Raw genomic sequence first — 24840 nt, forward strand, 5'->3', positions numbered from 1 at the left:
CGAGTGGATAGCGCCGCCGCGGATCACTTCGACAGCAGCCGGTTCGAGGCCAGCCGAGACCGGCTGGCCTCGCTGGCCTACCGGCTGCTGGGTTCGGCGAGCGACGCCGAAGACGCAGTGCAGGATGCGTTCTTGCACTGGCAGGCCGCCGACCCGCAGCGGATCAAGGTGCCGGAAGCCTGGTTGACGAAGGTCGTCACCAATCTGTGCCTCGACCGGCTCCGCTCCGCGCAGGTCCGTCTCGAACGCACGGTCGGCGTCTGGCTTCCTGAGCCGCTGCTCGACGGCGACCCGATGCTCGGCCCGGCAGGTACCTTCGAACAGCGCGAGCTCGTGTCCCTCGCCGTACTGACCCTGATGGCGCAGCTGTCGCCCGTCGAGCGGGCCGTGTACGTCCTGCGCGAAGCGTTCGCGTACAGCCATGCCGAGGTCGCCGGGATCCTGGACATCACCGAGTCCGCCAGCCAGCAGCACCTGCATCGGGCCCGGCGCCGTGTCACCGCGGCGCGCCGGCGGGACGCAGAGGTGGACCATGCCTCCGCGCGCAGCATCGTCGAGGAGTTCCTCGCTGCTGCCTCGTCCGGCCGCACCCAGCGGCTGGTGGCGCTGCTCACCGACGACGCGACCGCGATCTCCGACGGCGCCGGACTGACGACGGCGCTCCTGCGCTACGACACTCCGCAACGCATCGCCGCCGTCGTCCGGGCGGGCTTCGAACCCGGGTCCGCGAAACGGCGGTTCGCGGGCGGTACTCCGGATGTTCACTACGCCCGTGTCAACGCCGGCCCGGCGATCCTGTTCGCGGTCGGTGACCGAGTGGTCGGAGCGGTGACGTTCGACATCGCCGACGGGAAGATCGCAACAGTGCACGGCATCGCCGCGCCGCATCGCATCGCCCGTCTCGCGCAGGCGTGGCGGCAGCACGGACCCGACCGGCTCCTCATCGCACCGTGGTGATCCGGCGGGCTGTGACCGCGGTCACGTGCTGTTATACCGGGGTCTCGGGCGGTGTCTTGAGGCCGTACACGAGCCGAGCGAGGAGAACTGTGCCGTGCCGAACGACGGATCGCGCCACCCCACAGCCGCGACCGAAGCCTTCGTGGCCCACCGGAACCTGCTGTTCACCGTGGCCTACGAGATGCTCGGTTCGGCAGCCGATGCCGAGGACGTACTGCAGGAGACCTGGCTGCGCTGGGTGAAGGTCGACCTGGAGCAGGTGTCGGACATGCGCGCCTACCTGGTGCGGATCACCACCCGGCAGGCCCTGAACCGGCTGCGCACGATCAAGCGTCGCAAGGAGGCCTACGTCGGGTCCTGGCTTCCGGAACCGCTGCTCACCGCGCCGGATGTCTCCGAGGACGTCGAACTCGCGGAAAGCATGTCAATGGCGCTGATGCTGGTGCTGGAGACCCTGGCGCCGACCGAACGGGCCGTCTTCGTACTGCGCGAGGTCTTCGACGTCAGCTACGACGAGATCGCGACCGCCCTGGGCAGGAGTCCCGCGGCTGTCCGCCAGATCGCCTACCGCGCGCGGCAGCACGTCGACGCCCGCCGCCCGCGCCAGGTGGTTCCGGCGAGTCTGACCAGGGCGGTGCTGGACTCGTTGCGGAAGGCGATCGAGACCGGCGACCTGCAAGGCCTGCTCGACGTGCTCGCCCCCGACGTCGTCATGGTGGCCGACGGCGGCGGCATCAAGCAGGCTGCGCTGCGACCGGTCACCGGCGCCGACAAGGTCGCGCGCATGTTCGCCGGCGGGATCGGCAAGGTGAACAGCGTCCTCACGGCCGGACCCGCGATGGTCAACGGCCACCCCGCACTCGTACTGCGTCTCGACGGACGGCTCGACGGCGTCCTCGCGGTCCGTGTCGAGGACGCGCTGATCACCGGCCTGTACTACGTCCGCAATCCCGAGAAGCTGACACGCGTCGAGGACCCAACCCCACTCTCCCTGCGATGAACACCGCCTCCGGAGGAAACGACATGGCCGTAGCGGCCCTGCCCACAACCCGAACCACCCCGTCGCCCTGGTCCGAGGTGGCGAAGGCGGTCGCCCTGCTCACGGCGGTCGTCAGTCTGCTGCTGACCGCGTTCGCCTGGCCATCGGTCCGCTCCTCGGTCCACGACCTCCCGATTGCGGTCGCCGGCCCGGCACCCGCCGTACAGCAGATCCGTGCGGCGCTCGAACAACGCGCCCCCGGCGCGTTCGTCATCTCCGAGGTCCGCGACACCGCGGCGGCAGAGCTGCTGATCCGCGACCGGGAGGTGTACGGCGCGATCGATGTCAGCGCCGGCGCGCCGCAGATCATCACCGCATCGAGTGCAAGTGCCGCCGTGGCCCAGGCCTTGAACGCCGCGGCGACCGGTCTGCGTCCCGCCGACAACACCGGTGCAACCCCAGCCGTCCGAGATCTCGTCCCGTTGCCCGCTGACGATCCGCGGGGCGCGGGCCTCGCTGCCGGAGCGTTGCCGCTCGTGATGGGCGGTCTGCTCGCTGCGGTACTGCTGACCAGGCTGATCCGGGGAACCGCCCGCCAGCTGCTCGGAGCACTCGCCTTCGCTCTTGCGGGCGGCCTGGCGGTGGCGGCGATCCTGCAGTTCTGGTTCGGATCCCTGAGTGGCTCGTACCTGGCCAACAGCGGTGCAGTCGCACTGGCTGTCGCTGCCACCTCCGTGAGCATCCTCGGGCTGCAGACCCTGCTGGGGTACGTCGGCCTCGGGCTCGGCGCAGCCACCATGATGCTGGTGGGCAACCCGTTGTCGGGCACCGCGACCGCGCCTGAAATGCTGCCCGGCTGGTCCGGCACACTCGGACAACTCCTCCCGCCCGGTGCCGGTGGCCAACTGCTGCGCTCGACCGCGTTCTTCGACGGCCAGGGCGCCGCCGGCCCGATCGCCGTACTCGCCGGCTGGCTGACACTCGGCCTGCTGCTGTGTGCGGTCGTCGCCCGTCGGAGCGGCGGCGCACGGTGAGACTGGCGTCCATGGCTCGGTGCGGGTGCGTTTCGAGGTGTGCAGGTCGAGGTGTTCTTGGAGTTTGTCGGCGAAGGTGACGGCGACGTCGAGTTGTTCGCGGAGGAGCCGGCGGGGGAGCGCGGCTACCCGGGCGGTGGTCGGCGTACAGCAGGAGCGTCGGTACGTCGACCTCGGCCAGCACCCGGCGCCGGTCGGGGTAGCTCGCCCGCGCCATCGCCGGAAGCCGCCGGGGTGGAACGCGCGGACGCTGTCGAGGAACGAATCCACGCGTTCACCTTCGGCCGACGGCGAGAACATGGACGGCGCCATCGCGGCGACGAACTCGTCCGGGGTGAGCCGCGACGCCTCCAGCGATCGTGACAGCCGCCGATCAGCCTCTTGCTTCCCGAGCGAGCCGACCCAGCCGGCGTACCCACTCACGAGGGTGAGTGAAGAGACGAGCCCCATGTGCCGGTGAAACACGTCGAGGATCAGAGCGCCGCCGAAAGAGAGCCCGACGAGGTGCGCTCGCTCGATCTGTAGCGCGTGGAGGAACCCCGCAAGCGAGTCGGCGTAGTCGTCCATGCCGAAGTCCTCGGGCGGATCGGTCGACCCGCCCGCCCCGGGCGCGTCCCAGGCGGTCACGGTGAACTGGTCGGACAGCCCTTCGAGTTGGCTGCTCCACGTCGAGCGGGCGTCGCCGACGAAGCCGTGGACGAGAACCACCTCCGGCCCGGCCCCGATGCGCTCGAAGGCGATCCTCAGCCCGCCCACCTCGACGTACACGACCTCATGCTAGATCCGCCCGCACGCAACCACGCCGCGCTCGTGTGCCCGCTCAGATCTGGTTGGCGCCTCCGTCGACGTAGAAGTTTGCGCCGACGACATAGCTGCTCTGGTCCGAGGCCAGGAAGGCCACGACCGCGGCAGCCTCGTCAGGGCGGCCCATCCGGCCCTTGGCCACGGTCGCGGCGACGTTCTCCTTGACGGCCCGAGCGGTCTCCTCGTCACCGAACGCGGCGGTGCCGCCGGGAGTCTCGATCCATGCGGGTGAGACCACGTTGACCCGAATGCCACGGTCCTTGAGCTCGTTCGACCACGTCCGCGCGAAGGACCGGACGGCCGCCTTCGACGCCGCGTACGCGCCGAACGCCTCGACTCCACGGTCGCCGGCAGTCGAACCGACCAGAATGACCGAGGCTCCGTCGTTGAGCAGCGGCAACGCCTTCTGCACGGTGAACAGCGTGCCTCGGACGTTGACCGCGAAGGTCTGGTCGAAGTGCTCCTCGGTGGTCTGCTGCAGCGAGGCGAACGACCCGATCGCCGCGTTCGCCACCAGCACGTCCAGGCCGTTGCCCCGAGCCCGGACCGCGTCGTAGAGCCGGTCCAGGTCGGCCATCGTCGAGATGTCGCCGACCACCGCCGTGGCCCGGTCCGTTCCGATGGTCTTGACCGCGGCCTCCAGTTCGGCCTCGCGCCGGCCGGTGACGAACACGTACGCGCCCTCGTCCGCCAGCCGTACGGCGGTGGCCAGACCGATCCCGCTGCTTCCGCCGGTGACCACCGCCGTCTTGCCATCCAGGTGTCCCATATCGAATCTCTCCATCGCTCTTGATACCGATCGTTCGACATCGATACTGCTGGAGCAGCGGAGTACGATCCATAACGCAGGGTCCAGAGTTGTTTATGTATCGTCCAGGAAGGGGCGTCGGTGCTCGGTTTTCGGGATCCGGTGGCCGACGCGATCGGCCTGCTCAGGCCCCGCACGGTGGTCGGACCCAGCCTCAGGGCCGTCGGGGAGTGGGCATTGCGCTTCGACACGTTCCTGCACGTACGGATCGGCGGTCTCGTGCGCGGCACGTGCTGGCTGATCGTCGAGGGACACGAACCGGTGCGCCTGCAGGCGGGGGACACCTTCATGCTGGGCAACCCTCCGCCCTACGTGCTCGCCAGCACGCTCGACGCAAGCCCGCGCCCGGCCGCGCCGGTGTGGGCGGGTGCGGAAGACGGGTTCGTGCGGATCGGCCCGGAGTCCGAGGACGACCTCTATCTCTGTGTCGGGCACATCGGCTTCGACGACCGGAACGCGGCCCTCCTGACCGATCTCCTGCCGCCGCTCGTGATCGTCCGCGAGACCGATCCTCACGGCAGGCAGCTCGCGCAACTGATCGATCTCCTGGCCACCGAGGTCGGGATCACCGCGGCCGGCGGCCCGCTGGTGCAGAACCACCTGGCACAGATCCTGCTCGTCCACATGCTGCGTGCTCACGCCGGCCAGACGGACCGGCCGACCGGCTGGCTGGGCGCCCTGAACGAGGACGGCATCGGTGCGGCCTTGCGCGCCGTACACGCGGACATGGCCCACTCCTGGACCCTCAAGGAGCTCGCCGAGATCAGCCACATGTCGCGTTCGGCGTTCGCCCAGGCCTTCAAGCGCCACGTCGGGGTCCCGCCGTTGGAGTACCTGATCCAGTGGCGCATGAGCCTCGCACGCGACGCCCTCACCCGCGACACCCTGTCGATCTCCGAACTCGCCCGCGCCACGGGCTACCTGTCCGAAAGCGCCTTCAGTACTGCGTTCCGCCGCGTGGTCGGCTCATCACCCGCACAATTCCGAAACCAGGCACGCCAGGCACGGCCTGGTGACGACCCGCGTGACGGCGAAGTGGCCTAGCACTTTCGGTCGGGCCAGCGAGCCCCTGTGTGGGACTGCCCGGACGCCGCGGCGAGCTCGTCAGTTGGGTGGCGGTCCCGCGGAGTCGCGGATGATTACGTGGGTGCCGATCACGGTGTGTTGGCTCATCGCGTGCCGGTCGCGGTTGAGGGCGTGGCGTACGGCGGTGCGGCCGAGGTCCTCGTGGTCCACGTGGACTGTGGTGAGCTGCGGTGTGAGGTCCCTGGCGAGGGGGATGTCGTCGTACCCGACGACCGAGATGTCCTCGGGCACCCGGAGTCCGGCCTCTCGCAACGCGACCAGCACCCCGCTGGCCACGACGTCGGTCGCGGCGAAGACGGCGGTGAACTTCTGGCCGCGGGCCAGCAGTTCGCGGGTGGCCCGGTAGCCGGACTCGCGGTCGAAGGTGATCGCCTGGGCCCGCTGCGGCATCACGGGGAGGTGGTGTGCCTCGTGGGCGCGCTCGAACCCGTGGAGGCGTTCGTCGATGGTGCTGTGACCTGGTTCGCCGGCACCCAGGAAGGCGATGTCGCGGTGACCGAGCGAGATGAGGTAGCTGGTGATCGCGTAAGCGCCGCCTTCGTTGTCGTACTCGACCACGGTTGCGGGCACGTCGGGACCTAGCGGCGGGCGGCCGCACAGCACCAGGCGGGAGCCGGACTTGTCCAGCGCCCGGGCGATGTGACTCATTCGCTCGACGTAGCTCGCGCTGTCGCTGCCGCCGCCGACCAGGACTACTGCCTCGGCCTGCTGCTCCCGCATGAGCTCGATGAGCTCGAGTTCGCGGTCGGAATCGCCGTGGGTGGTGCAGACCAGACACAGCCTGCCCTCGGCGGTGGCTTGCTGCTCGACGCCCTGACCGACGTAGGCGAAGGCAGGGCCGACGAGGTCGTGGACGATGAAGGCGACCGTCCTGGTGCCGCCGCCACCCAGGGCCCGTGCCTGGGCGTTGATGACGTAGTCGAGTTCGCGGACGGCTTTCATCACGCGGGCGCGCGTCGCGGTCGAGACGGGATAGTTGCCGGCGAGGACCCGGGACACGGTGGTCGCGGACACTCCTGACGAGGCGGCGACGTCCTTGACGGTCGGACGGTCACCGGACGTCGGCTGGCGTGCCACCGTGGCCCCCTTCTTCAGGTCCTGTATCGGCTCAACGATAGGTCAGGCGACCCGGTCCAGGTCGGAGGCCACGATGCCGTGCGCGAACGGCCGGCCGCCGAGGATGCGTTCGAGTTCGTCGATGATGCAGTCGCCCATGCGGGCGAGCTCGTTGCCGTGCGAGCCGGCGATGTGCGGCGTCAGGAAGACGTTGGGTAGCTCCCAGAGCGCGGAGTGGCCGGGCAGCGGTTCAGGATCCGTCACGTCGAGTACGGCGTACAGCCGTCCGGTCTCGAGGTGCTTGATCAACGCATCGGTGTCGACGAGTTCGCCGCGTGCCGTATTGATCAGGGTCGCTCCGTCCCGCAGCATCGCGAGCTGCGAGGCCCCGAGGAGTCGATAGGTCTGCGGGTTCGCGGGGGCGTGCACGCTGACGATGTCGCACGTGCGCAGCAGCGTGTCCAGATCAACCAGGTGTACGCCGAGCTCGGCGGCGGTGACGGCATCGACGTACGGGTCGAAGAGGTACACGTCGAGGTCGAAGGGGCGGAGCAGCTCGATGACGCGGCGGCCGATCCGCGAGGCGCCGATGACGCCGACGGTGCGGCCGTAGTTGCCGACTCCCGGCTGTACTTCGGCCAGGGTGAAATGCCTGGCCGCCCGGTAGCGGTTGCTGAGCCGGAAGACGTCCTTACCGGCGAGGAGGATCGTCGCGAGCGTGTACTCGGCGACGGGTACGGCGTTCGCCGAGGCGGCTGAGGTGACGGCCAGACCGCGTTCCCAGCATTCCGCGGTGACATGCGCCTTGACCGACCCCGCGGTGTGGAGGATCGCCCGCAGCCGGGGCGCCGCGTCGAGTACCGCCGCGGTGATCGGCGGGCAGCCCCATCCGGTGATGAGGTACTCGGCCGAGCTGAGCGCGGCCCGGATCGCGGGTGCGTCGAACTGCTCCGCGACCAGGCCGTCGTCGACCTGGACCAGCTGCTGCAGCCTGCCCAACGACTTGGGCGGGAACAGCTCCGGCAGGTACTGCGGGCTCAGGGCGAACAGTGCTTGGGGACGGTCGGACACGAGTGGCGGTGTTCCCTTCATTTGAGGCTGCCCAGGGTGATGCCGGAGCGCCAGTAGCGCTGCATGGCCAGCATCAGGGCGACGATCGGGACGAGTGAGACGATCGATCCGACGATGACCAGGCCGGTCAGGTCCACGGACTGGTCGACCTTGATGTTCAGCCAGGAGTACAGGCCGAGCATGACGGTCCACTTCTGCTCGCCGCGCAGGAACACCAGCGGCCCGAAGAACGAGTTCCAGGAGCCGACGAAACCGAGCAGGAAGATGGTCGCCGAGCCGGTGGTCATCAGCCGCGCGCCGATGGTGAAGAAGGCGCGGTACTCGCCCGCGCCGTCGACCCGGGCGGCCTCGAGCAGCTCCGGCGGGATGGCGCCTTCGGCGTACACCTTGGCGAGATAGACGGAGAACGCGCTGAAGAAGCTCGGCACGATGACAGCCCACGGCGTGTCGATGATGTGCAGCCTGGTGTAGAGCAGGAACGACGGGACGGTCAGCAGCGCGCCCGGGATCAGGAACGAGGCGATGATGCAGCCCATCAGGACGCCGCGGCCGCGGAACTGGTACATGGCGAGTGCGTACCCACAGGCGACGCAGATCACGGTCATGCCGACCGTCCCGGCGACGCCGTACAGGAGCGTGTTGGCCATCCAGCGCAGGAAGATGCCGTCGTGGTAGGTGAAGAGGTCCCGGAAGTTGTCGAGGAGATGGAAGTCGGCGAACCACAGGCCGTTGGTGGTGTACAGGTCACGCTGGTTCTTCGTCGCGGAGACGACGAGGAACCACACCGGGGCGATCGAATAGATGAGGAAGACGACGAGGCCGGTCCAGATCAGGATCCTCGACGTCTTGGACGGATGGTGACCGGCCGGCAGGTCGTCGTCGTACCGGCGCCTGGCCGGAGCAGTGGTTGTCATGTGGGGGCCTTGTTCGTGAGCTTGTAGAAGACCGCCGAGACCAGGCCGACCACGAGTGCGAGGACGATGGACAGGGCCGCGGCGTAGTTGAAGTCGCCGATCGCGAAGGCCTGGTTGTAGATGGTCATGATCGGGGTGAAGTCCTTGTTGACGGTCTCCGGCGTCATCGAGCGGAACAGCAACGGCTCGCTGAAGATCTGCAAGGTTCCGATGATGCCGAGAACGCTGACCAGGACCAGCGAACGCCGTACGTACGGCACCTTGATCGACCAGGCGATACGCCATTCCGACGCGCCGTCGACCCGGGCGCTGTCGAAGATGTCGCGCGGCACCGCCTGCAGGGCGCCGTACACGATCAGCATGTTGAAGCCGATGCTGCCCCAGGCGACGAGGTTGCCGACCGAGACCCAGATCATCTCGCCGCTGTAGAAGTTCGCATCGATCCCGAACAGCTTGAAGAACGGCGTCAGCGGACCGACATCGGGGCTGTAGAGGTAGATCCAGATCAGCGTCGCGACGATGCCGGGCGCCATGTACGGCACCAGTAACGCGATCCGCAGCCGGCCGGCCGCGCGCCTGCGAACCGCGTCGAGCAGCAGCGCCAGCGCCAGACTGGCGAACTGGATCAGCGGGATCACGATCACCGCGAACAGCGCGACCCGCCACATACTGCCCCAGAACCTCTCGTCCTCGAGGGCCCTGGAGAAGTTCTCGAAGCCGCTGAAGGTGACGGTCTTCTCGCCGAAGCCGAGGCCGGAGCTCTTCGACGTGTAGAGACTGTCGCTCAGGGCAAGGATCACCGGGACGACGGTGAAGAGCACGAAGCCCGCGAAGAACGGCACCGTGAAGGACGCGCCCTTGAGCGCCACGGTACGTCGCCGTCGCGCGCCGGGGGCACGGACGTCCCCAGCCTGCTCGGCTGATGGTGTTGTCAGCGGTTTCGGTTTCGGTTTCAGGTCCAGGGACATCCGTCCTCCTCCGATGAGGTCGTCGTTCTCAGCCGGTGACGTTGATGCCCTTGGCCTTCAGGTCGTCGACAGTGAACTTCTGCATGTTCTCGAGGAGCTGGCGGAAGGTGATCTTCTTGGTGACGGCCTGCGCCCACTGGTCCTGCAGTTCCTTGAAGACGCCCGTGTAGTTCGGGCCGACGAGCCAGTTGTCGACGCCGGACGCGGAGGCCTTGTTGATCACGGGCTTGGCCTCCGGGCGGTGGCTGCCGAACAGCTTCTGCGGAACGGCGGCGTCGATCCACGGCGACGGGTCGGGCATCGCGCCCGGCCAGGCGTAGGCGCCGGTGGCCTTGTCGAGGGTGGCGTCGATGCCGTCCTTGGTGGTGTTCATCCAGATGCCCACCTCGGTCGCTTCCTTCGGGTGCTGGCATCCCTTCGGGACGAGCAGGGCGCTGCCGTGCGCCGGCGTCGCGAACTTGGTGGCGCCGGCGAACTGCGGCAGGTCGATCGGTTGCCAGTTGCCGATGGACTTCTTGAAGTGCAGCTCGTAGTTGGTCAGCTGCCAGGTGGAGGTCGGTAGCGAGACCATCTTTCCCTGGTCGAAGTACGCGATCAGGGCGGGCCGGTCCTGGTAGGTCTGGTTGGCGACCAGACCGTTGTCGACCAGTTGCTGGAGAATGTTGGCGGCGGCAACGGATTCGGGCGACAGGAAGTCGACCTTCCAGGCGTCGTCCTGCACCGAGTACCAGGTGCCGCCCGCCTGGGTGACCAGGTTGACGAGCGTGCTCGGGTCTTCACCGGCCAGGTTCATGACCTGGACGCCGTGCGGCTTGAACGCCTTCCCGGCGGCGATCACGTCGTCCCACGTCTTCGGCACCGGTACGCCGTACTTGTCGTAGACGGCGCGGTTGATCATCATGAACGTCGGCCCGGTGCCGGTCGGGATGCCGTAGTACTTGCCCTGGACCTGCGCACCCACCAGCGACGCAGGCTTGAACTTGCTCTCCGCGGGCTTCATGTACTCCGTCACGTCGGAGAGCAGGCCCTCCGACAGCAGCGCCGGTACGTCGCCGAAGTTCTGTGTCAGGCACGGGATCTTGCTGCCGGCCGCGGCCGCGTTGCGCAGACCGGTCGCGGTGGTCGGCAGGTCCGCCTGCTTGACGAACTTGACCTTGATGTCGGTGTGGGTGGCGTTGAACTTGTCCACCACCGGCTGGATGGGCGCCCAGCCCCAGTACTCGATCTCGACCGGGCCGGAGGCGGAGCTCTTGTCGGTGTCGCTGCTGCTGCAGGCGACGGTGGCGGCGGCCAGGCAGAGGGCGAGGCCGCTCACCAGGGCGCGACGACGGGTTCTGGGCATGCGTGGATCTCCAGGGGTGGCTAGGGGGTTTGGCAGGCTGACGGCGGCCGCGATAGTTAACGATTTCTATGGACCGTAGGAGCAGAACCCGCTTGTCGTCAAGACCTCGTGGGATTGCCGTCTGCGTAGATGGTGCCTAGCGTAGAAATCGGTAACTATGAGCTGTGCCACCCCGATGTCCGTCGTCGTGGCGTTGTTGCTCGTCACCGAACTCCTCCTGTGATTCCTCCGCCTCAGGGAAGAAGGTGCTCTCCTGTGAGTCCAACTCCGCCTGCCGTCGGCAGGCCCCACCGAGTCGGCGCGTTCGTCGCGGCGCTCCTGCTCCTCACCGGGCTTCTGGTCGCGACAGCCAGGCCGCCGCCGCGCAGCAGCTCGGCACCTGTGAGGTGACGTTCCAGTCGACCGTCAGCGAGCAGGGGTTCGTCCATCCCGGCGTCGGGCTGACCCAACCGATCCTCGAGAACGCCCGCCGGCAGATCGCCGCGGGCGCCGAACCCTGGACCTCGTCGTTCCGCGCGATGCAGAAGTCGTCAGCCGCCGGAACGGGCGTGACGTCGTCCAACCGGAGCAGCGCCGACCCGACCAAGCCGGCGTCCGACGCGTTCGACAGCCAGGGCTTCAACGGCCGCTTCATCGCCGACGGCCTGAAGTCCTACACGCAGGCGGTCCTCTACGTGCTCACCGGTGAAGAGGTCTACCGCAAGAACGCGCTCGACATCATCCGCATCTGGGAGCAGATGGACCCGGCGAAGTACAAGTACTTCACCGACTCCCACATCCACACCGGCGTCCCACTGAACCGGATGGTCACCGCCGCCGAGTTGCTGCGCTACACCTCGTGCGCCGACGAGGCGTACCCCTGGACCGACGCGGACACGCGGGCGTTCACGGACAACCTCGTCGTCCCGGTGATCGAGACCTTCCAGAACGACAACAACCACTTCATGAACCAGCACACGTACCCGCTCATGGGCGCGATGGCCGGGGCGATCTTCATGGACGACACCGCCCTCTACGAGCGATCGGTCGAGTGGTTCACCGTCAACGCCACCGCGAAGGACCAGGGCTTCAACGGCTCGGTCGCGCGGCTGTTCCGGTGGGTCGACCACGACGACAAGACCGGCAAGCCGATCAAGGACCCGCACGTCCAGCACACCGAGATGGGTCGCGACCAGGCCCACGGCGGCGGCGACCTCACCAACGCCGCGATCATCTCCCGGATGCTGCTGGCGCAGGGCACGAAGGTCGACCCCGTCGCCGGCACCGTCTCCGACGCCGCGAACGCGGTGGGGCCGTACGAGTTTCTGAACGACCGGATCCTCGCGGCCGCTGACTACTTCTGGCGTTTCATGCTCGGCTACGACACGCCGTGGACGCCGATGGCCTATGCGATCTCGCCGGACGGCACGATTCGCGACACCTACAACCACATCGCCGACGGCTACCGCGGCCGGTACGTGACCGCGAGTTTCTGGGAGATCTATTACTACTACGAATTCACGCGTGGCAAGGACGTCGAGGCGATGGCGCCGTACTTCGCCGAGGCCTACGCCAAGCGCCCCGGTCCGCTGTACCACCGCGGGGGAGCGGTGGGCAACTACTGGGACGGTGTCGACGGCGGCGGCGACTCGTGGCTGTTCGCTCCCGCCGCGGCGGCCGGACAGTCGACCAAGCCGCTCGGCACCAACCCGAACATCTCTGAGGTCGAGGATCGCTTCACGCATCTGGCCGGTGACGTCCGAGCCGGTGACGGCTACGTGCGCATGGGCCCCGGCTCGAAAATCGCCTACCTCAACGGTGCGACCAACCGCCCAGAGCTGGGCTTCCGTGTCCGCACCGAAGGCAACGCCGTGATTCGCCTGCGCACTCCCAGAAACGGCCAGACGATGAAGCGCGACTACCCCGTGATCGTGCCGGACACCGGCGGGGAATGGCGCTACGTCACGACCGCCGGACCCATGGACGACATCCTGTTCATCGAGACCGAGGGCGCGGCCGTCGACATCGACCACCTCAACATCAACGCCGCGGCCGAGCTCACCGGGCCGGTCTTCCCCGAGAACGGGGCCGGCCGGATCGTAGGCTGGACCGGCGCCGACATCACGGTGAACCTCGCCGCGACCGTCGCCAACGGTACGACGTACGCCGCGACCGGGCTGCCCAAGGGCGCCGTACTCGACGCCGCCACCGGTGTCCTGAGCTGGAAGCCGGCCGCGGCCGGCTCGTGGACCGTAACGGTCGCCGCTGACGACGGTACGAACATGGCCGCCCGGCGCCTCACCTTGACCGCAGGCGACGACCGCGCGAGCGCCCTGGCGCGCGCCAAAGAGGGATACGAGAGCCGGACGGCGTACGAATCGGCGACCGGGGCCGCCTACCGCGGCGCCTTTGACGCCGCCGAGAACGCGCGCAAGCACGGCTCGGATGCCGAGTATCTCGCGGCTCTGGCCGGCCTTGTCACCGCCGTCGACGGGCTGCGACCGCTGTCGCCGAAGACCGCCCTGGACGGCAGTCTCGACTACCCGGGGCTCGTCGTCTCTTCCACCACCGGCGACCGCGTCGTCAACATGGTCGACGGCGACGAACAGACCGGTACCGTCTACCCGCAGGCCGTCAACATGTCGCACACGTTCGACTTCGGGCCCGACTTCCGGGTCTCCGCCACGAAGTTCGGTTTCCAGAGCAACATCTTCGCCGACCGGCTCGCGAACTCGGCCGTGTTCGGTTCCAACGACGGTGTCACCTGGACGCGGCTCACCCCGGGCGCCACGGCGTACACCCAGGACTTCAACACCCTGGACGTCGCCAAGGAGCTCCAGGACGACCGGTTCCGGTACGTCAAGGTCCAGATGATCAAGCAGTTGCCGGACGTCCTGTACGGGATCGTGCGGGGCGTGTTCGAGATGACCGAGTTCCACATCTACGGCGAGCGCCACGAGATCGGCAACCTGGTGAGGGCGACCTCGATCGCGTCCGCGCAGGCGATCGCGGGCAAGATCATGACGGGCGACACCGTCGACGTCTCGGTCACCGCGAAGCAGCCGCTCCAACAGGTCACTGTCACGGTCCAAGGGTTGCCGGCGAAGGCGACCTCGGCCGACGGCGTCAACTGGACCGCTGCGGTCAAGCTCGAAAATGTGGCCCCCGGCAACATTCAGGTCGCGGTCGACTACCTCGACGCCAGCGGCAAGCCCGGACCGACGATGTACGGAACCACCGACGGATCGAAGCTCTACATCGCCGGCGACCCTGCCCGCTTCGTCGACGTGGCGAAGGTGGCTACCGTCACCGCGTCCGACAAGCAGTGGCCGGGCACCGGGCTGCCGGCCGACAAGGTGGGCTACCTGCTCTTCGACCGCGACCCTGCCACTTACAGCGACCTGAACAGCGGAGCAGGCGCGTACTACGTCCTCGACTTCGGCGCGTTTGCGACCATACGGCCGGAAGAGGTGCTGTTCCTGCCGCGGGCCAGCCACCCGCAGCGGGCGAACGGCATCGTCGTGCAGGGTTCGAACGACGGCCAGAGCTGGACCGACCTGACCAAACCACTGACCGGCGCCGCGGCGAACACCTGGAGCCAGCAGAAACCGTCGGGCGAGAACCACTACCGGTACCTGCGCATCTACAACGCGACGAACTGGTTCGGAAACCTCTCCGAGGTCGAACTGTACGGCGACATCAGGAAGGACGTGTAGCTCGACTTGAACGAGACTCATCGGTACACCGGCTATCTCTACGCACACTTCAAGCGTGAGTCCGTCGATGGTGAGCAGATCTACTTCGCCTTGAGTGACGGTAACGACCCGCTGCGGTTCACCGACCTGAACGGCGGAAAGCCCGTGCTCTACTCGACTCTCGGGGAGCTCGGCGTCCGCGATCCGCACATCGTCCGCGCTCCGCGGGGCGATCGGTTCTACCTGGTCGCGACCGACCTGCGGCTCTACGCGAGCCACGACTGGGATCGGCACCAGCGCTGGGGCAGTCGCTCGATCATGGTCTGGGAGTCGGCGGACCTGGTGGACTGGGGACAGGGGCGACTCGTCGAGGTCGCCCCGCCGGAGGCCGGCAACACCTGGGCGCCGGAGGCAGTCTGGGATCCGGAGCAGGACGCGTACCTGGTGCACTGGTCGTCGACGCTGTACGACGACGCCGACCACACTGGCAAGAGCTACAACCGGATCATGTGCGCGACCACTCGGGACTTCCGCGAGTTCTCGGCGCCGCGGGTGTGGATCGACCGCGGCTGGCAGACGATCGACACCACGGTGATCGAGCACGAGGGCGTCTACTACCGCTTCCTCAAGGACGAGCGCGGCCGCGACGGCGACGCGCCGCACGGCAAGTCCGTCTTCTCCGAGACCGCGACCTCCCTGACGGCCGCCGAGTGGAAGCCGCTGGCCGAGGGCATCGGCCTCGGCGCGATCAGCCAGGGCGAGGGCCCACTGGTGTACAAGTCGAACACCGAGAACAAGTGGTACCTCTGGATCGACGAGTTCCGCCCGGACCGCCGCTACGTCCCCTTCGAAACCACCGACCTGGCCAACGGCGTCTGGGCGCCCGCGACGGGCCACCGGCTACCGAAGGACCCGTGTCACGGAGTCGTCCTACCCGTGACAGCCGAGGAGCACGAGCGGCTGCGCACTGCTTCGTGGACCTGACCGCCGGGAGCTCGAACCCGGCCGCCGCGGTCAACCCTTCAGTTCGGCGAGGATTTCCAGGTAGTGCGGGTTGTTCATGATCCCGATGATGTTGTCGAAGGGGTCGGTGACGAAGGCGGTGCGGAAGCCGGAATTGGCGCCGCCTCGTTCGGTGATGGGTTCGAGCAGGGTGGCGCCGAGGGAGAGCAGGCGGTCGAGCGTGGCTTCCAGGTCGTCGACGTGCCAGTGGATGATCGCGCCGGCCGGGCCGTTCCCGACGGCCTGCCTGGCGTACCTGGCATTGACGATGCCGAGCTCGCACTGGAAGTCGCCGAACCGCCATTCGAGGTAGTCGGGGTTGTCGGCGTTCGGGACGGCGAAGTACGGCTCGAGACCGAGCAGCTCGGTGTACCACTCCCGCGCGGCGTGCATGTCGGCGGCGTAGAAGCTGACGGTGGCGAATCCTCGCAACATCTCGGTGGTCCTTTCCTGGTGGTTCCCGGTTGATGACCACCACGATTCCAGCCAAAGTGCTCACCGAATGAGCACTTTGCCCGGCGACTTTCGAGACGTTGCCGCGGACCCGATCCGGAGTGCAGCCAGGGCATTGGCAACCTTGCTGGCATCGAATATGGTCATGACCGTAATTCGACGCTCCACCCTGTTCCAACGTTGCAGTGGTGTGCGCTCGTGAGCTCGCCGCGTACCCACGCACGCTCGACAGGTCGTGCGCTGACCGCCGCCCGCGTGGAAGGAATCCGAGTTGCGAAACCATCGATCGCTCCGGCGACGAATCGCCGTGGTGCTTGCCTTGCCTGGTGTGCTCGTCGCACTGCTCGTTCCCGCCGCCCCAGCCGCCGGCGTACAGGAGCGGAGCGCTGCTGACGTCGTACTTGCCGACTTCGAGCCGGGCGACAGCCAGGAGGGGGTGAGCCTGGCGGCGGATGTCGACCGGGCGGTGCCGTCCACCGACTTCGCCGCGCGCGGGAGCGGCTCGTTGCGATTCGACATCGCCGGCAGTGCCGCCACCGGCAACACGGTGTTCCCGCGGGTTTGGCTGGAGGACGGGACCGCCTTGCAGCGGGCTGACTGGCGGACGTTCGGCTACCTGCGGGTCGGCGTACTGAACGCGTCCTCGGAGCCGACAACCATGTACGTCGTGGTGCGGGACCTGGCAGGGAAGTTCCACCAGACCGGGCTCTCCGCGGCGCCGTACGGCTACCGGGTGTTCCAGATCGCGACCGCGGCCATCGCCGCGCAAGGTGTCGACCTGACCCGGTTGCAGCACATCCAGATCAGCGCCGCGCGGAGCCCGAACCCACGGCGGCTGTACGTCGACGACGTCGTCGGCACCGACACGCTCGTCGATGAGGCGGCCGAACAGGCCCGCACCGCCACGCAGGTGGTCGCCTCGATGGGTCTGTCCGGACGCCTGGACGCCGCGGTCGAGGCTCTCGGCCAGGTCGAGAGCCGGATCTCGCCGCGTCAATTGCCACCCGAGCAGGCCCTACGTGGGACGGCGGCCGCGATCCGCGCGCAGCTCGACGACTACCGCGGCCGGATCCCAGGTCTGGGCGGCGATATCGGCGCGGCTCGAGGAATCCTTGCCGGCCTGGAGACTGTGCGGTGGCGGATCCCGCGGCTCGGCAGCTTCGTGGATGCCCGCCGCGCCCGACCGCAGTCGCCGGTCGGGCTCGGGTTCGCGGCTTCGATGTCGTTGGTCTATCCACGTGATCTGCCGTGCCAGTGCGGTTGGGGCGACGGCCGGCTGCAACTCGCCCGCGGTGAGTACGAGAGCACGCAACTCGTCGCGTTGCCGTACGGCACCGGGTTGTCCGGAGCGCAGGTGAAGGTGACGGGGATCGCCGGACCACGAGGTCCCGGCAGCGGGCTGACGGTGACGGCGGATCCGGTCGCGTCGCTCAACCTGGCGCCACCGGTGGCGCCACGTCCCGGTACGCCGACCCCGTACCGGCCAAGTTTGTACCAGGGGTGGACGCCCGACCCGATCCTCGCCGACCGCGCCACCGTCGACGTCGCCGGCGACGACTTGCAGGCCTTCTGGATCCGGGTGCACGCCGCGCCCGGTGCGGCGGCTGGAGACTATGAGGTCACGATCGAGCTGACGGCGCGGGACACCGCGCCTCAGCGCGCCCGCGTACGGGTGACGGTTTGGGACGTCGTGATCGCCGACCGTCCGGTGCTCCAGACGGCGATCGGGAACGACCCGAAGGCGTACGCCGAGCCGTACGGGATCACCGACCCTGAGGGCGTCCGCAAGGTCAACGAGGCGAAGTGGCGGTTCCTCGCCGACTACAAGCTGCAGCCGGACAACATCTACCGCAGCATCTACGACGGCCGACCGCCGACAGTCGCCGAGTTGCGCGAGATCGACAGCAAGTACGGCGGACTGCGCAGGTTCAACATCTGGTACTTCGACCCGCGCCTGTTCGACCGGGCGCGCCCGGAGACCTGGGACGCGCAGGCGGACGCCCTCTTCGACACGATCCAGCCGTACGTCGAGGACTACCGCGCCGCCGGGCTGGCAGACCGCGCCTATCTGTACTGCTGTGACGAGTCCCGGGCGGAGTACTTCGGTCTGATCAAGGCAGTGCTCACCCGGTTCAAGCAGCGGTTCCCCGACATCGAGGTGATGTCCACGATCATCGACGACCAGATGGGCACCGGGTCCGGACTGAGCCGGCTGGTGGACTACTGGGTCCGCGACGTGCCGTGGCACTCGGCGGAGATCATCGCCGATCGCCGGGCGGCCGGCGACGAGTCCTGGTGGTATCTGCACGCCGGCAACCAGAATCCGTATCCGAACCTGTTCGTCGGCTACGAACCCGGCCAGCTGCGGTCGCTGCTCGGCCCGATGTCCTACCAGGCAGGTGTCGATGGGTTCCTCTACTACCGGGTCGACCGCTGGTACGGGCATCCAGTACTCACCGACGGTCCGCTGTCGAACTGGGACCCGCGGACCTGGAACGACGTGGCGGGCGACGGATCGCTGTTCTACCCCGGGCGCAACGGGCCCTTGCCGTCCATCCGTATCGAGAACTTCCGGGACGGCATGGAGGACCACAACCTACTGGCAGCGCTCCGGCAGGCGGTCGACCATGCGCCGGGCGGGACCGACCCGCAGCTGATCGCAAAGGCCGAACGGTTGCTCACGGCCCATGACGTGGTGACCAGCCAGAAGAGCTATGTCCGCGATCCGGCCACCTACCAGGCCTGGCGGGGCGACCTCGGCCGAGTGCTCGAACGGCTGACGTAGCGGGGCCATCAGTCCAGGCCCCGCACGCCCGGGGCCTGGATCAGGGCGTCATGGATCCAACTCGTTCAGATCATCGAACTGCAATCTGGCGGTTGCAGTTAGGCCCGTGATGTGCAATCGTAAAGTTGCACATCGATTCTGACGGAGGGAACGCCATGAATGACACCAGGTACTCCGAGGTGGAGCTCGCCGAGCTCGACAGCATCGCTCGCCAGATCGACATCGACGCGCCGGCCGATCGAGTGTGGGACCTTGTCGCGCGGCCCGGCTGGTACATCAACGACGGCACCGTCGACGACGAGCCCGACGTGCGGTACGAGGACGATGTCGCGGTCGTGACGGAACCGGGAGTGGGGGAGTACCGGTTCCGTACGGAGCAGCTGGACAAGCCGCGCTATGCCGCGTTCCGTTGGCTGAGCACACCGTTTCGTCCTGTCTCCGAGGGAACGCTCGTCGAGTTCTGGATCGACGAGCGTCCCGGCGGCGGCGTGACACTGCGCGTCCTCGAGAGCGGTTTCTCGACCCTCTCGGCAGACCCGGCGACCTGGCTGAAGGAGCGCGAAGGCAACGACCGCGGCTGGACCGACGAGCTGGCCGCCGCCAAGGTGTTCGTCGAGTCCGGCGCGGCGCAAGCAGGCACGGAATCGTGAGCAGACCGGACCTCCCGACCATGTGCGCCGCGCTGAGTGACCCGACCCGCTGGGAGATTCTCACGCGCCTCGGGCAGGGCGCGATGTCGGCCTCCGCCCTGGCCCGGGTCGTCCCGGTGAGCAGGCAGGCGATCGGCAAGCACCTCGAGGTGTTGCGTGAGGTCGGCCTCGTCGAGTCGGAGCAGCGCGGGCGCGAGGTCGTCTACCTTGCCGTCGGCGCCCGGCTGAGCTCACTCGCCCGGGAGCTGGACCGCATCGGCCGGTCCTGGGAGACCCGCCTGCTGCGGGTCAAGCAACTCGCCGAGCGGCCCGACCAGGGCCCGCAGCCTCGGCCCTGATCGACCCACCTACCTACGTCAACTGTCGCAGCGAAGCCGCATGCTTCGCCGCGCGACTGCGCATGCCAGAAAGTCCTTCCACGACAACACGATCGGAGGTACCAGACATGTCCAACCAGGCGATCGACAGGAACTTCACGCCTCGCGAGCGCTCTCCGGCGACGCGGGCCAGACGAGGGTTGGTGCTCGCCTTGGCCTGCGCCGCCGTGGCAATCGTGGGCATCGACGTGGCCATCGTGAACGTGGCTCTGGCCTCGATCCAGCACGACCTCGGTGTCGATCACGGCACGCTGCAGTGGGTGGTGGTGGCGTACGGCCTGCTCCTGGGCGGATTCCTCCTGCTTGCCGGGCGGATAGCGGACCAGTTCGGTCAGCGACGCGTCTTCCTGACCGGCATTGCCATCTTCACAGGTGCTTCGCTACTGGCAGGGATCGCAGAGTACGCCGTTCTGTTGATCGTGGCGCGTGGTGTGCAAGGACTCGGTGCGGCCCTCATCGTGCCAGCGGCGCTGTCGCTGCTGGCCGTCACGTTCGCCGAAGGACCTGAACGCGACCGCGCGGTGGGCATCTTCGGAGCTGTCGACGGTGTTGCCGCGTCGGCAGGGGTCGTCGGAGGCGGCGTGCTCGCGGCCGGTTTGGGCTGGCGCTGGGCGTTCTTCATCCACGTGCCGGTCGGGACAGCGCTGTTCGTGGCTTCCCTCATGTTCCTGCCAGGGGATCGGCCCGACGAGCGCGCCTCGCGCCTCGACGTCGCCGGAGCCGTCACGGTGACGAGTGGCCTTTTGGCGTTCGTCTACGCGTTGCACCACGCTGCGAGCCACGGCTGGTTCACCTGGTCCACCTTGGCCTTGTTCATCGCGGCCGTTGCGCTGCTGGCAGTGTTCGTCCGGATCGAAGCACGTGCGGTTGCTCCGCTCGTGCCCGCCGCGATGTTGCGGAACCGCACGCGGGCGGCCGCGAACCTGACCGCCTTCCTCGCGTTCTCCGCGCTCCTGGCGCTCATCTTCATCGGCTCGCTGTTGATGCAGCAAGTGCTTGGCTACTCACCGGCGATCGCCGGCCTGGCGTGGCTGGCTACCACCGCCACCATCTTCGTGACGGCGATGACGGGCACGCGGCTCGTCGGCCGGGTCGGGGGCCGCACGCTGCTGATCATCGGTCTGTCGCTGGTCGCCGTCGGCGCGTTCTGGCTCGCGAGGGTCCCACGGGACGCCGGCTACGTCACGGACCTGCTGCCGGCCTTCTTGCTCGCCGGGGTCGGCTTCGGGTTCTGTGGGCCCGCTCTGCAGCTCGGTGCCCTGTCCGGGGTGTCGCGATCGGATGCTGGGCTCGCGTCCGGCCTCGTGGAGACGTCGCGCGAGATCGGCGGCGCGGCCGGGGTCGCCGCGGTGACGACGGTCCTCGTCACGGGCTCCGAACTCGACAGCTTCCACGCCGCGTTCACGGTCGTCGGCGTCCTCGCCGTCCTTGGCCTGGTCGTCGCGGCCACCGGATACGCAGGGCGGGAACGAGAGTTGGCCTGAACGGACCACGTCGGCATCGTGCAGGAGGTCGTTGCCCTGTCAGACGGTCAGGTTGTGGGGTGTGCCGATCGGGAGCCAGGTCAGGCTTCGTTGGATGGTGCTTGGTGCGGTGGCGAAGGCGTCCTCGATCGTGTCGCGGCCTTGGGTGAAGTGGCGCCAGCCTTCGTAGTGGACCGGGAGGACGGTTCGGGGTTGCAGGACCCGGCAGAGTTCGACGCCGTCGCGTCCGGACATCGTGTAGCGAATGGGACCGGTGATGCCGAACTGCACGGCGCCGAGGTGGAGCAGGACGGTGCCGACGTCGATTCGTTCCCCGACCTGCCGGACACCGTCGTACAGCACAGTGTCGCCGGAGATCCACAAGGCGCCGTGTTGCTGGCCCTCCCAGCTCAGCGCGAAGCCGGTGACCTGACCGGTGATGGGTCGACTCAGCGGGGGACCGTGGCGAGCAGGTGTTGCCGTGATCTGCAAGGTGGGCAGTCCGGGCTTGCTCAAGGAGTGGACTGCCCACGGTGACAGACCGACGGCGTTGCCTGCCAGGCGGTGCGCTCCGGCGATCGTTGTGACGACGGTGCCGGCGCTGGGCAGCAGCGCGCGGCCGGCGTTGTCGAGGTTGTCGCCGTGGTGATCGTGGGTGAGCAGGACCGCGTCGATCGGCGGTAGTTCCGCGGCGGGAACGGCGGGCCCGGTCTCTTTGTGGGAGGTCGAGCCCCAGCCGAACGAGTAGCGGCCGCCGGGCGGGTCGAAGGTCGGGTCGGTGAGCAGTCGCCAGCCTTCGACCTCGATCAGTGCGGTGGGACCGCCGATGTGGGTGATCCGGGCGTCGCTCACGCTTTGGCAGCCGCGGCGTGTTCGAGCGCCCAGTCGAGGACCTCGTCGGCGATCCGTTCCCACCCGTCCTGGGCCGGGAGCAGATGGGCGTAACCGTCGTACTGCTTGACCTCGGTGACGGTGTCGGACTTGTAGTGCTTGGCGTTCGACCGCTGGATCTCGGGCGGCATGATGTGGTCTTCGGAGCCCGAGACGAACAGCAGCGGCGGCCGGGCGTCGTTGTGGTAGTCGACCCAGGTGTCCTGGTGGCCGGGCTGGAAGTTTGCGAGCACGCTGCCCCACAGGATGCCGCCGTTGGCCGGGACGGCGTACCTGTCGTAGAGCGCGCGCGACTCCTCCTCGGTGAAGGTGTTGGTGAACGCGTACTTCCACTGCTCGAACGACAGCGGCACCGCCTTGTGCCGGTTGGCCGGGCTCTTCAGTACCGGGAAGGTCGACTTGACCTGCGACAGCGGTACGACGCGGACGCCCTCGGTGGGGGCGGAGTTCATCGCCACTCCGGCCGCGCCGAAGCCGTGGTCGAGCAGGATCTGGGTGAAGGCCCCGCCGGCGGAGTGACCGATGATGATCGGCGGCGCCGGGAGCTCGCGGATCACCGCCTCGTAGTGCTCGATGATCTCCGGAACCGTCAGCTTGAGGATCGGTGTCGGGTCGGCGTTGAGCGCCTCGACCTCGACCTCGAAGCCCGGGTAGCCCGGGGCGAGCACCCGGAATCCGCGCTGTTCGTAGTGCGTGATCCAGTTCTCCCAGCTGCGGGGCGTGACCCAGAAGCCGTGCACCAGGACGATGGTGTCAGGAGCCATGGTCAGATCTCCTTCTCGTTCAGGAATGCGAGGAGGTCGCTGCCGAGCTGCTCCTTGTGGGTGTCGGTGATGCCGTGGGGCGCACCGGGATAGGTGACCAACCTGGCTCCCTTGATCCGCTCGGCCGAGGCCTGGCCGCCGACGCTGAAGGGCACAACCTGGTCGTCGTCGCCGTGGATGACCAGCGTCGGTACGTCGATCGTGTCGAGGTCGCCGCGGAAATCCGTGGCGGAGAACGCCGCGATGCACTCGTAGGCGTTGCGGTGCCCGGCCGCCATGCTCTGCAGCCAGAACGCGTCCCGGATGCCTGCCGAGACGTTCGCGCCGTCGCGGTTGTTGCCGAAGAACGGGCCGTCGGCCAGGTCGTGGTACAGCTGCGAGCGGTCGGCCAGGGAACCGGCGCGGATCCCGTCGAACACCTCGATCGGTACGCCGTCCGGGTTGTCGCCGGTCTTGAGCATGAACGGCGGAACGGCGGACACGAGCACCACCTGCGCGACCCGGCCGGTGCCGTGCCGCCCGAGGTACCGGGCGACCTCTCCACCGCCGGTGGAGAATCCGACCAGGGTCACGTCGTGCAGGTCGAGGTCGTCGATGACCGCGGCGAGATCGTCGGCGTAGGTGTCCATCTCGTTGCCGTCCCACGTCTGGGTCGAGCGGCCGTGCCCGCGGCGGTCGTGGGCGATGACGCGGTAGCCGTTGGACGCCAGGAAGAGCGCCTGCGCTTCCCAGCTGTCGGAATTGAGCGGCCAGCCGTGGCTGAGTACGACGGGACGGCCGGATCCCCAGTCCTTGTAGAAGATCTGCGCGTTGTCCGTGGTGGTGATGTAGGGCATCAGGAGGTCTCCTTCGCAGCGTCGAGAATGAGGTCGATCGTCGAGGCAGGCTTCGAGATCATCGCGACGTGCGACGCCTTCACCTCGACCGTGCGGGCTCCCGCGCGTTGCGCCATGAAGCGTTGTGCCGCGGCCGGAATGACCCGGTCATCCGTGGCGACCAGGCTCCAGGACGGAATGGTCTTCCATGCCGGTACGCCGGACGGCTGGTCGAGCGTTCCGATGTCCGCGGGCCGCTGGCTGCCGGCCATCGCCGCGGCGGCGGCCGGTGAGACGTCGGCCGCGAAGACCTCCCGGAAGAGACCCCGCTTGATGTATCCGTCAACGCCGCCCGGATACGGACGGAAGTCCAGAGCGGCCGGACTCAGCTGACTGCCCGGGAACCGGCCGGACAGCCCGCCGACCGTGTCGCCGGAGTCCGGGGCGAAGGCAGCGATGTACACCAGCGCCTTGACGTTCGGATTGCCGCCGGCGGCGTTGGTGAGGACGAAGCCGCCGTACGAGTGGCCGACCAGAACGATCGGGCCAGGCACCGTCGCGAGAACACTGCGCAGGTACGCGCTGTCGGAGTCCACGCCGCGCAACGGGTTCGCCGGCGCCAGTACCGGATAGCCCTTGCGCTGCAGGCTGCGGGCCACGTCGTTCCATCCTGACGCGTCCGCGAACGCCCCGTGCACGAGCACGACGGTCGGCTTGGGGCCGCGGTCACCGGTGGCGGAGGCAGACCCGGCCAGGCCGAAAACCAGCGCGACCGCGATCAGGAGCTGGGGAACAGGCCACTTCCGCAGGAACATCTCGTCTCCTTGGAGCCGATCGAACGCAAACGTTGATTGGGATGACGGCGATCGCTTCAGTGGGGCGCCTGCTGGCCGAAAACCTAGCTGGCCGGAGCCCACTCTCCCTAGGACGTGCCTGCACGGCTCTAG

The 24840-nt window shown here is 68.1% G+C and carries 21 protein-coding genes and 1 pseudogene; 10 read left to right on the top strand and 12 right to left on the bottom strand.

The window, feature by feature from the left end; translation table 11 throughout:
- The first annotated feature begins 3 nt into the window (after window positions 1–3).
- From ABN611_RS30065 to ABN611_RS30075, 3 genes are all read left to right on the top strand, one after another.
- The gene (locus tag ABN611_RS30065) at window positions 4–957 is read left to right on the top strand and encodes a sigma-70 family RNA polymerase sigma factor (RefSeq protein WP_350275628.1); all 954 of its coding nucleotides are present in this window, start codon (window positions 4–6) and stop codon (window positions 955–957) included.
- Between the two features lie 181 nt (window positions 958–1138).
- Complete coding sequence (locus tag ABN611_RS30070) at window positions 1139–1957, top strand: RNA polymerase sigma-70 factor (RefSeq protein ID WP_350281705.1); 819 nt, start codon at window positions 1139–1141, stop codon at window positions 1955–1957.
- A 23-nt stretch (window positions 1958–1980) separates the two neighbouring features.
- Window positions 1981–2970: a hypothetical protein gene (locus ABN611_RS30075; RefSeq protein WP_350275629.1), complete on the top strand. Its 990-nt coding sequence runs from the start codon at window positions 1981–1983 to the stop codon at window positions 2968–2970.
- Window positions 2971–3225: 255 nt separating this feature from the next.
- On the opposite strand, the pseudogene ABN611_RS30080 reads toward ABN611_RS30075, so the two are convergent.
- Window positions 3226–3738: pseudogene (locus ABN611_RS30080) on the bottom strand (alpha/beta fold hydrolase); the annotation flags it as partial.
- Between the two features lie 52 nt (window positions 3739–3790).
- Window positions 3791–4543, bottom strand: a complete 753-nt coding sequence (locus ABN611_RS30085; protein ID WP_350275630.1) for an SDR family oxidoreductase — start codon at window positions 4541–4543, stop codon at window positions 3791–3793.
- A 120-nt stretch (window positions 4544–4663) separates the two neighbouring features.
- Here ABN611_RS30085 and ABN611_RS30090 point away from each other — a divergent pair, with 120 nt between their 5' ends.
- Window positions 4664–5626 (top strand): AraC family transcriptional regulator, encoded by a 963-nt coding sequence (locus ABN611_RS30090; protein ID WP_350275631.1) that lies wholly within the window; start codon window positions 4664–4666, stop codon window positions 5624–5626.
- A gap of 60 nt (window positions 5627–5686) precedes the next feature.
- Here the strand turns inward: ABN611_RS30090 and ABN611_RS30095 are convergent, their stop codons facing one another.
- Genes ABN611_RS30095 through ABN611_RS30115 form a run of 5 tightly spaced genes read right to left on the bottom strand, consistent with a single transcriptional unit; the run spans window position 5687 to window position 11019 of the window.
- Window positions 5687–6745: a LacI family DNA-binding transcriptional regulator gene (locus tag ABN611_RS30095; protein WP_350275632.1), complete on the bottom strand. Its 1059-nt coding sequence runs from the start codon at window positions 6743–6745 to the stop codon at window positions 5687–5689.
- Between the two features lie 42 nt (window positions 6746–6787).
- Window positions 6788–7816, bottom strand: a complete 1029-nt coding sequence (locus ABN611_RS30100; protein WP_350275633.1) for a hydroxyacid dehydrogenase — start codon at window positions 7814–7816, stop codon at window positions 6788–6790.
- Window positions 7813–8709, bottom strand: coding sequence for a carbohydrate ABC transporter permease (locus ABN611_RS30105; RefSeq protein ID WP_350275634.1), 897 nt, complete (start codon window positions 8707–8709; stop codon window positions 7813–7815). The genes ABN611_RS30100 and ABN611_RS30105 overlap by 4 nt, the downstream gene beginning before the upstream one ends.
- A complete protein-coding gene (locus ABN611_RS30110) occupies window positions 8706–9677 on the bottom strand; it encodes a sugar ABC transporter permease (protein WP_350275635.1) in 972 nt (323 codons plus the stop codon). The genes ABN611_RS30105 and ABN611_RS30110 overlap by 4 nt, the downstream gene beginning before the upstream one ends.
- Window positions 9678–9705: 28 nt before the next feature.
- The gene (locus ABN611_RS30115; protein ID WP_350275636.1) at window positions 9706–11019 is read right to left on the bottom strand and encodes an extracellular solute-binding protein; all 1314 of its coding nucleotides are present in this window, start codon (window positions 11017–11019) and stop codon (window positions 9706–9708) included.
- Window positions 11020–11405: 386 nt separating this feature from the next.
- Between ABN611_RS30115 and ABN611_RS30120 the strand changes: the two genes are divergently transcribed.
- Both ABN611_RS30120 and ABN611_RS30125 read left to right on the top strand, forming a co-directional pair.
- On the top strand, window positions 11406–14714 hold the full coding sequence (locus tag ABN611_RS30120; RefSeq protein ID WP_350275637.1) for a putative Ig domain-containing protein: 3309 nt from the start codon (window positions 11406–11408) through the stop codon (window positions 14712–14714).
- Window positions 14715–14720: 6 nt separating this feature from the next.
- On the top strand, window positions 14721–15677 hold the full coding sequence (locus tag ABN611_RS30125; RefSeq protein ID WP_350275638.1) for a glycoside hydrolase family 43 protein: 957 nt from the start codon (window positions 14721–14723) through the stop codon (window positions 15675–15677).
- A gap of 30 nt (window positions 15678–15707) precedes the next feature.
- Here the strand turns inward: ABN611_RS30125 and ABN611_RS30130 are convergent, their stop codons facing one another.
- Window positions 15708–16130: a VOC family protein gene (locus tag ABN611_RS30130; protein ID WP_350275639.1), complete on the bottom strand. Its 423-nt coding sequence runs from the start codon at window positions 16128–16130 to the stop codon at window positions 15708–15710.
- Between the two features lie 289 nt (window positions 16131–16419).
- Between ABN611_RS30130 and ABN611_RS30135 the strand changes: the two genes are divergently transcribed.
- The 4 genes from ABN611_RS30135 (at window position 16420) to ABN611_RS30150 (ending at window position 21444) form a co-directional block, all read left to right on the top strand.
- On the top strand, window positions 16420–18933 hold the full coding sequence (locus tag ABN611_RS30135) for a glycoside hydrolase domain-containing protein (protein ID WP_350275640.1): 2514 nt from the start codon (window positions 16420–16422) through the stop codon (window positions 18931–18933).
- A gap of 155 nt (window positions 18934–19088) precedes the next feature.
- Window positions 19089–19583, top strand: coding sequence for an ATPase (locus ABN611_RS30140; RefSeq protein ID WP_350275641.1), 495 nt, complete (start codon window positions 19089–19091; stop codon window positions 19581–19583).
- Complete coding sequence (locus ABN611_RS30145; RefSeq protein ID WP_350275642.1) at window positions 19580–19921, top strand: metalloregulator ArsR/SmtB family transcription factor; 342 nt, start codon at window positions 19580–19582, stop codon at window positions 19919–19921. The genes ABN611_RS30140 and ABN611_RS30145 overlap by 4 nt, the downstream gene beginning before the upstream one ends.
- Window positions 19922–20028: 107 nt before the next feature.
- The gene (locus ABN611_RS30150; RefSeq protein ID WP_350275643.1) at window positions 20029–21444 is read left to right on the top strand and encodes an MFS transporter; all 1416 of its coding nucleotides are present in this window, start codon (window positions 20029–20031) and stop codon (window positions 21442–21444) included.
- Window positions 21445–21483: 39 nt separating this feature from the next.
- On the opposite strand, the gene ABN611_RS30155 is transcribed toward ABN611_RS30150, so the two are convergent.
- The 4 genes from ABN611_RS30155 to ABN611_RS30170 are packed head-to-tail and all read right to left on the bottom strand — an operon-like array spanning window position 21484 to window position 24708.
- Window positions 21484–22275 (bottom strand): MBL fold metallo-hydrolase, encoded by a 792-nt coding sequence (locus ABN611_RS30155; RefSeq protein ID WP_350275644.1) that lies wholly within the window; start codon window positions 22273–22275, stop codon window positions 21484–21486.
- A complete protein-coding gene (locus tag ABN611_RS30160; protein ID WP_350275645.1) occupies window positions 22272–23078 on the bottom strand; it encodes an alpha/beta hydrolase in 807 nt (268 codons plus the stop codon). The genes ABN611_RS30155 and ABN611_RS30160 overlap by 4 nt, the downstream gene beginning before the upstream one ends.
- Window positions 23079–23080: 2 nt before the next feature.
- Entirely contained in the window at window positions 23081–23914 is an 834-nt protein-coding gene (locus ABN611_RS30165) for an alpha/beta hydrolase (RefSeq protein WP_350275646.1), read from the bottom strand.
- Window positions 23914–24708: an alpha/beta hydrolase gene (locus ABN611_RS30170; RefSeq protein WP_350275647.1), complete on the bottom strand. Its 795-nt coding sequence runs from the start codon at window positions 24706–24708 to the stop codon at window positions 23914–23916. The genes ABN611_RS30165 and ABN611_RS30170 overlap by 1 nt, the downstream gene beginning before the upstream one ends.
- Between the last annotated feature and the right edge of the window lie 132 nt (window positions 24709–24840).

Source organism: Kribbella sp. HUAS MG21 (assembly GCF_040254265.1).
In the GTDB taxonomy this organism is placed as follows: Bacteria; Actinomycetota; Actinomycetes; order Propionibacteriales; family Kribbellaceae; genus Kribbella.

Bases quoted from the DNA above. Each gene is read 5' to 3' on its own strand.
- ABN611_RS30160 (WP_350275645.1), bottom strand. From the start codon at position 23,078: ATGGCTCCTGACACCATCGTCCTGGTGCACGGCTTCTGGGTCACGCCC.
- ABN611_RS30110 (WP_350275635.1), bottom strand. From the start codon at position 9,677: ATGTCCCTGGACCTGAAACCGAAACCGAAACCGCTGACAACACCATCA.
- ABN611_RS30115 (WP_350275636.1), bottom strand. From the start codon at position 11,019: ATGCCCAGAACCCGTCGTCGCGCCCTGGTGAGCGGCCTCGCCCTCTGC.
- ABN611_RS30150 (WP_350275643.1), top strand. From the start codon at position 20,029: ATGTCCAACCAGGCGATCGACAGGAACTTCACGCCTCGCGAGCGCTCT.
- ABN611_RS30070 (WP_350281705.1), top strand. From the start codon at position 1,139: ATGCTCGGTTCGGCAGCCGATGCCGAGGACGTACTGCAGGAGACCTGG.
- ABN611_RS30085 (WP_350275630.1), bottom strand. From the start codon at position 4,543: ATGGGACACCTGGATGGCAAGACGGCGGTGGTCACCGGCGGAAGCAGC.
- ABN611_RS30140 (WP_350275641.1), top strand. From the start codon at position 19,089: ATGAATGACACCAGGTACTCCGAGGTGGAGCTCGCCGAGCTCGACAGC.
- ABN611_RS30165 (WP_350275646.1), bottom strand. From the start codon at position 23,914: ATGCCCTACATCACCACCACGGACAACGCGCAGATCTTCTACAAGGAC.
- ABN611_RS30100 (WP_350275633.1), bottom strand. From the start codon at position 7,816: ATGAAGGGAACACCGCCACTCGTGTCCGACCGTCCCCAAGCACTGTTC.
- ABN611_RS30130 (WP_350275639.1), bottom strand. From the start codon at position 16,130: ATGTTGCGAGGATTCGCCACCGTCAGCTTCTACGCCGCCGACATGCAC.
- ABN611_RS30105 (WP_350275634.1), bottom strand. From the start codon at position 8,709: ATGACAACCACTGCTCCGGCCAGGCGCCGGTACGACGACGACCTGCCG.
- ABN611_RS30075 (WP_350275629.1), top strand. From the start codon at position 1,981: ATGGCCGTAGCGGCCCTGCCCACAACCCGAACCACCCCGTCGCCCTGG.
- ABN611_RS30170 (WP_350275647.1), bottom strand. From the start codon at position 24,708: ATGTTCCTGCGGAAGTGGCCTGTTCCCCAGCTCCTGATCGCGGTCGCG.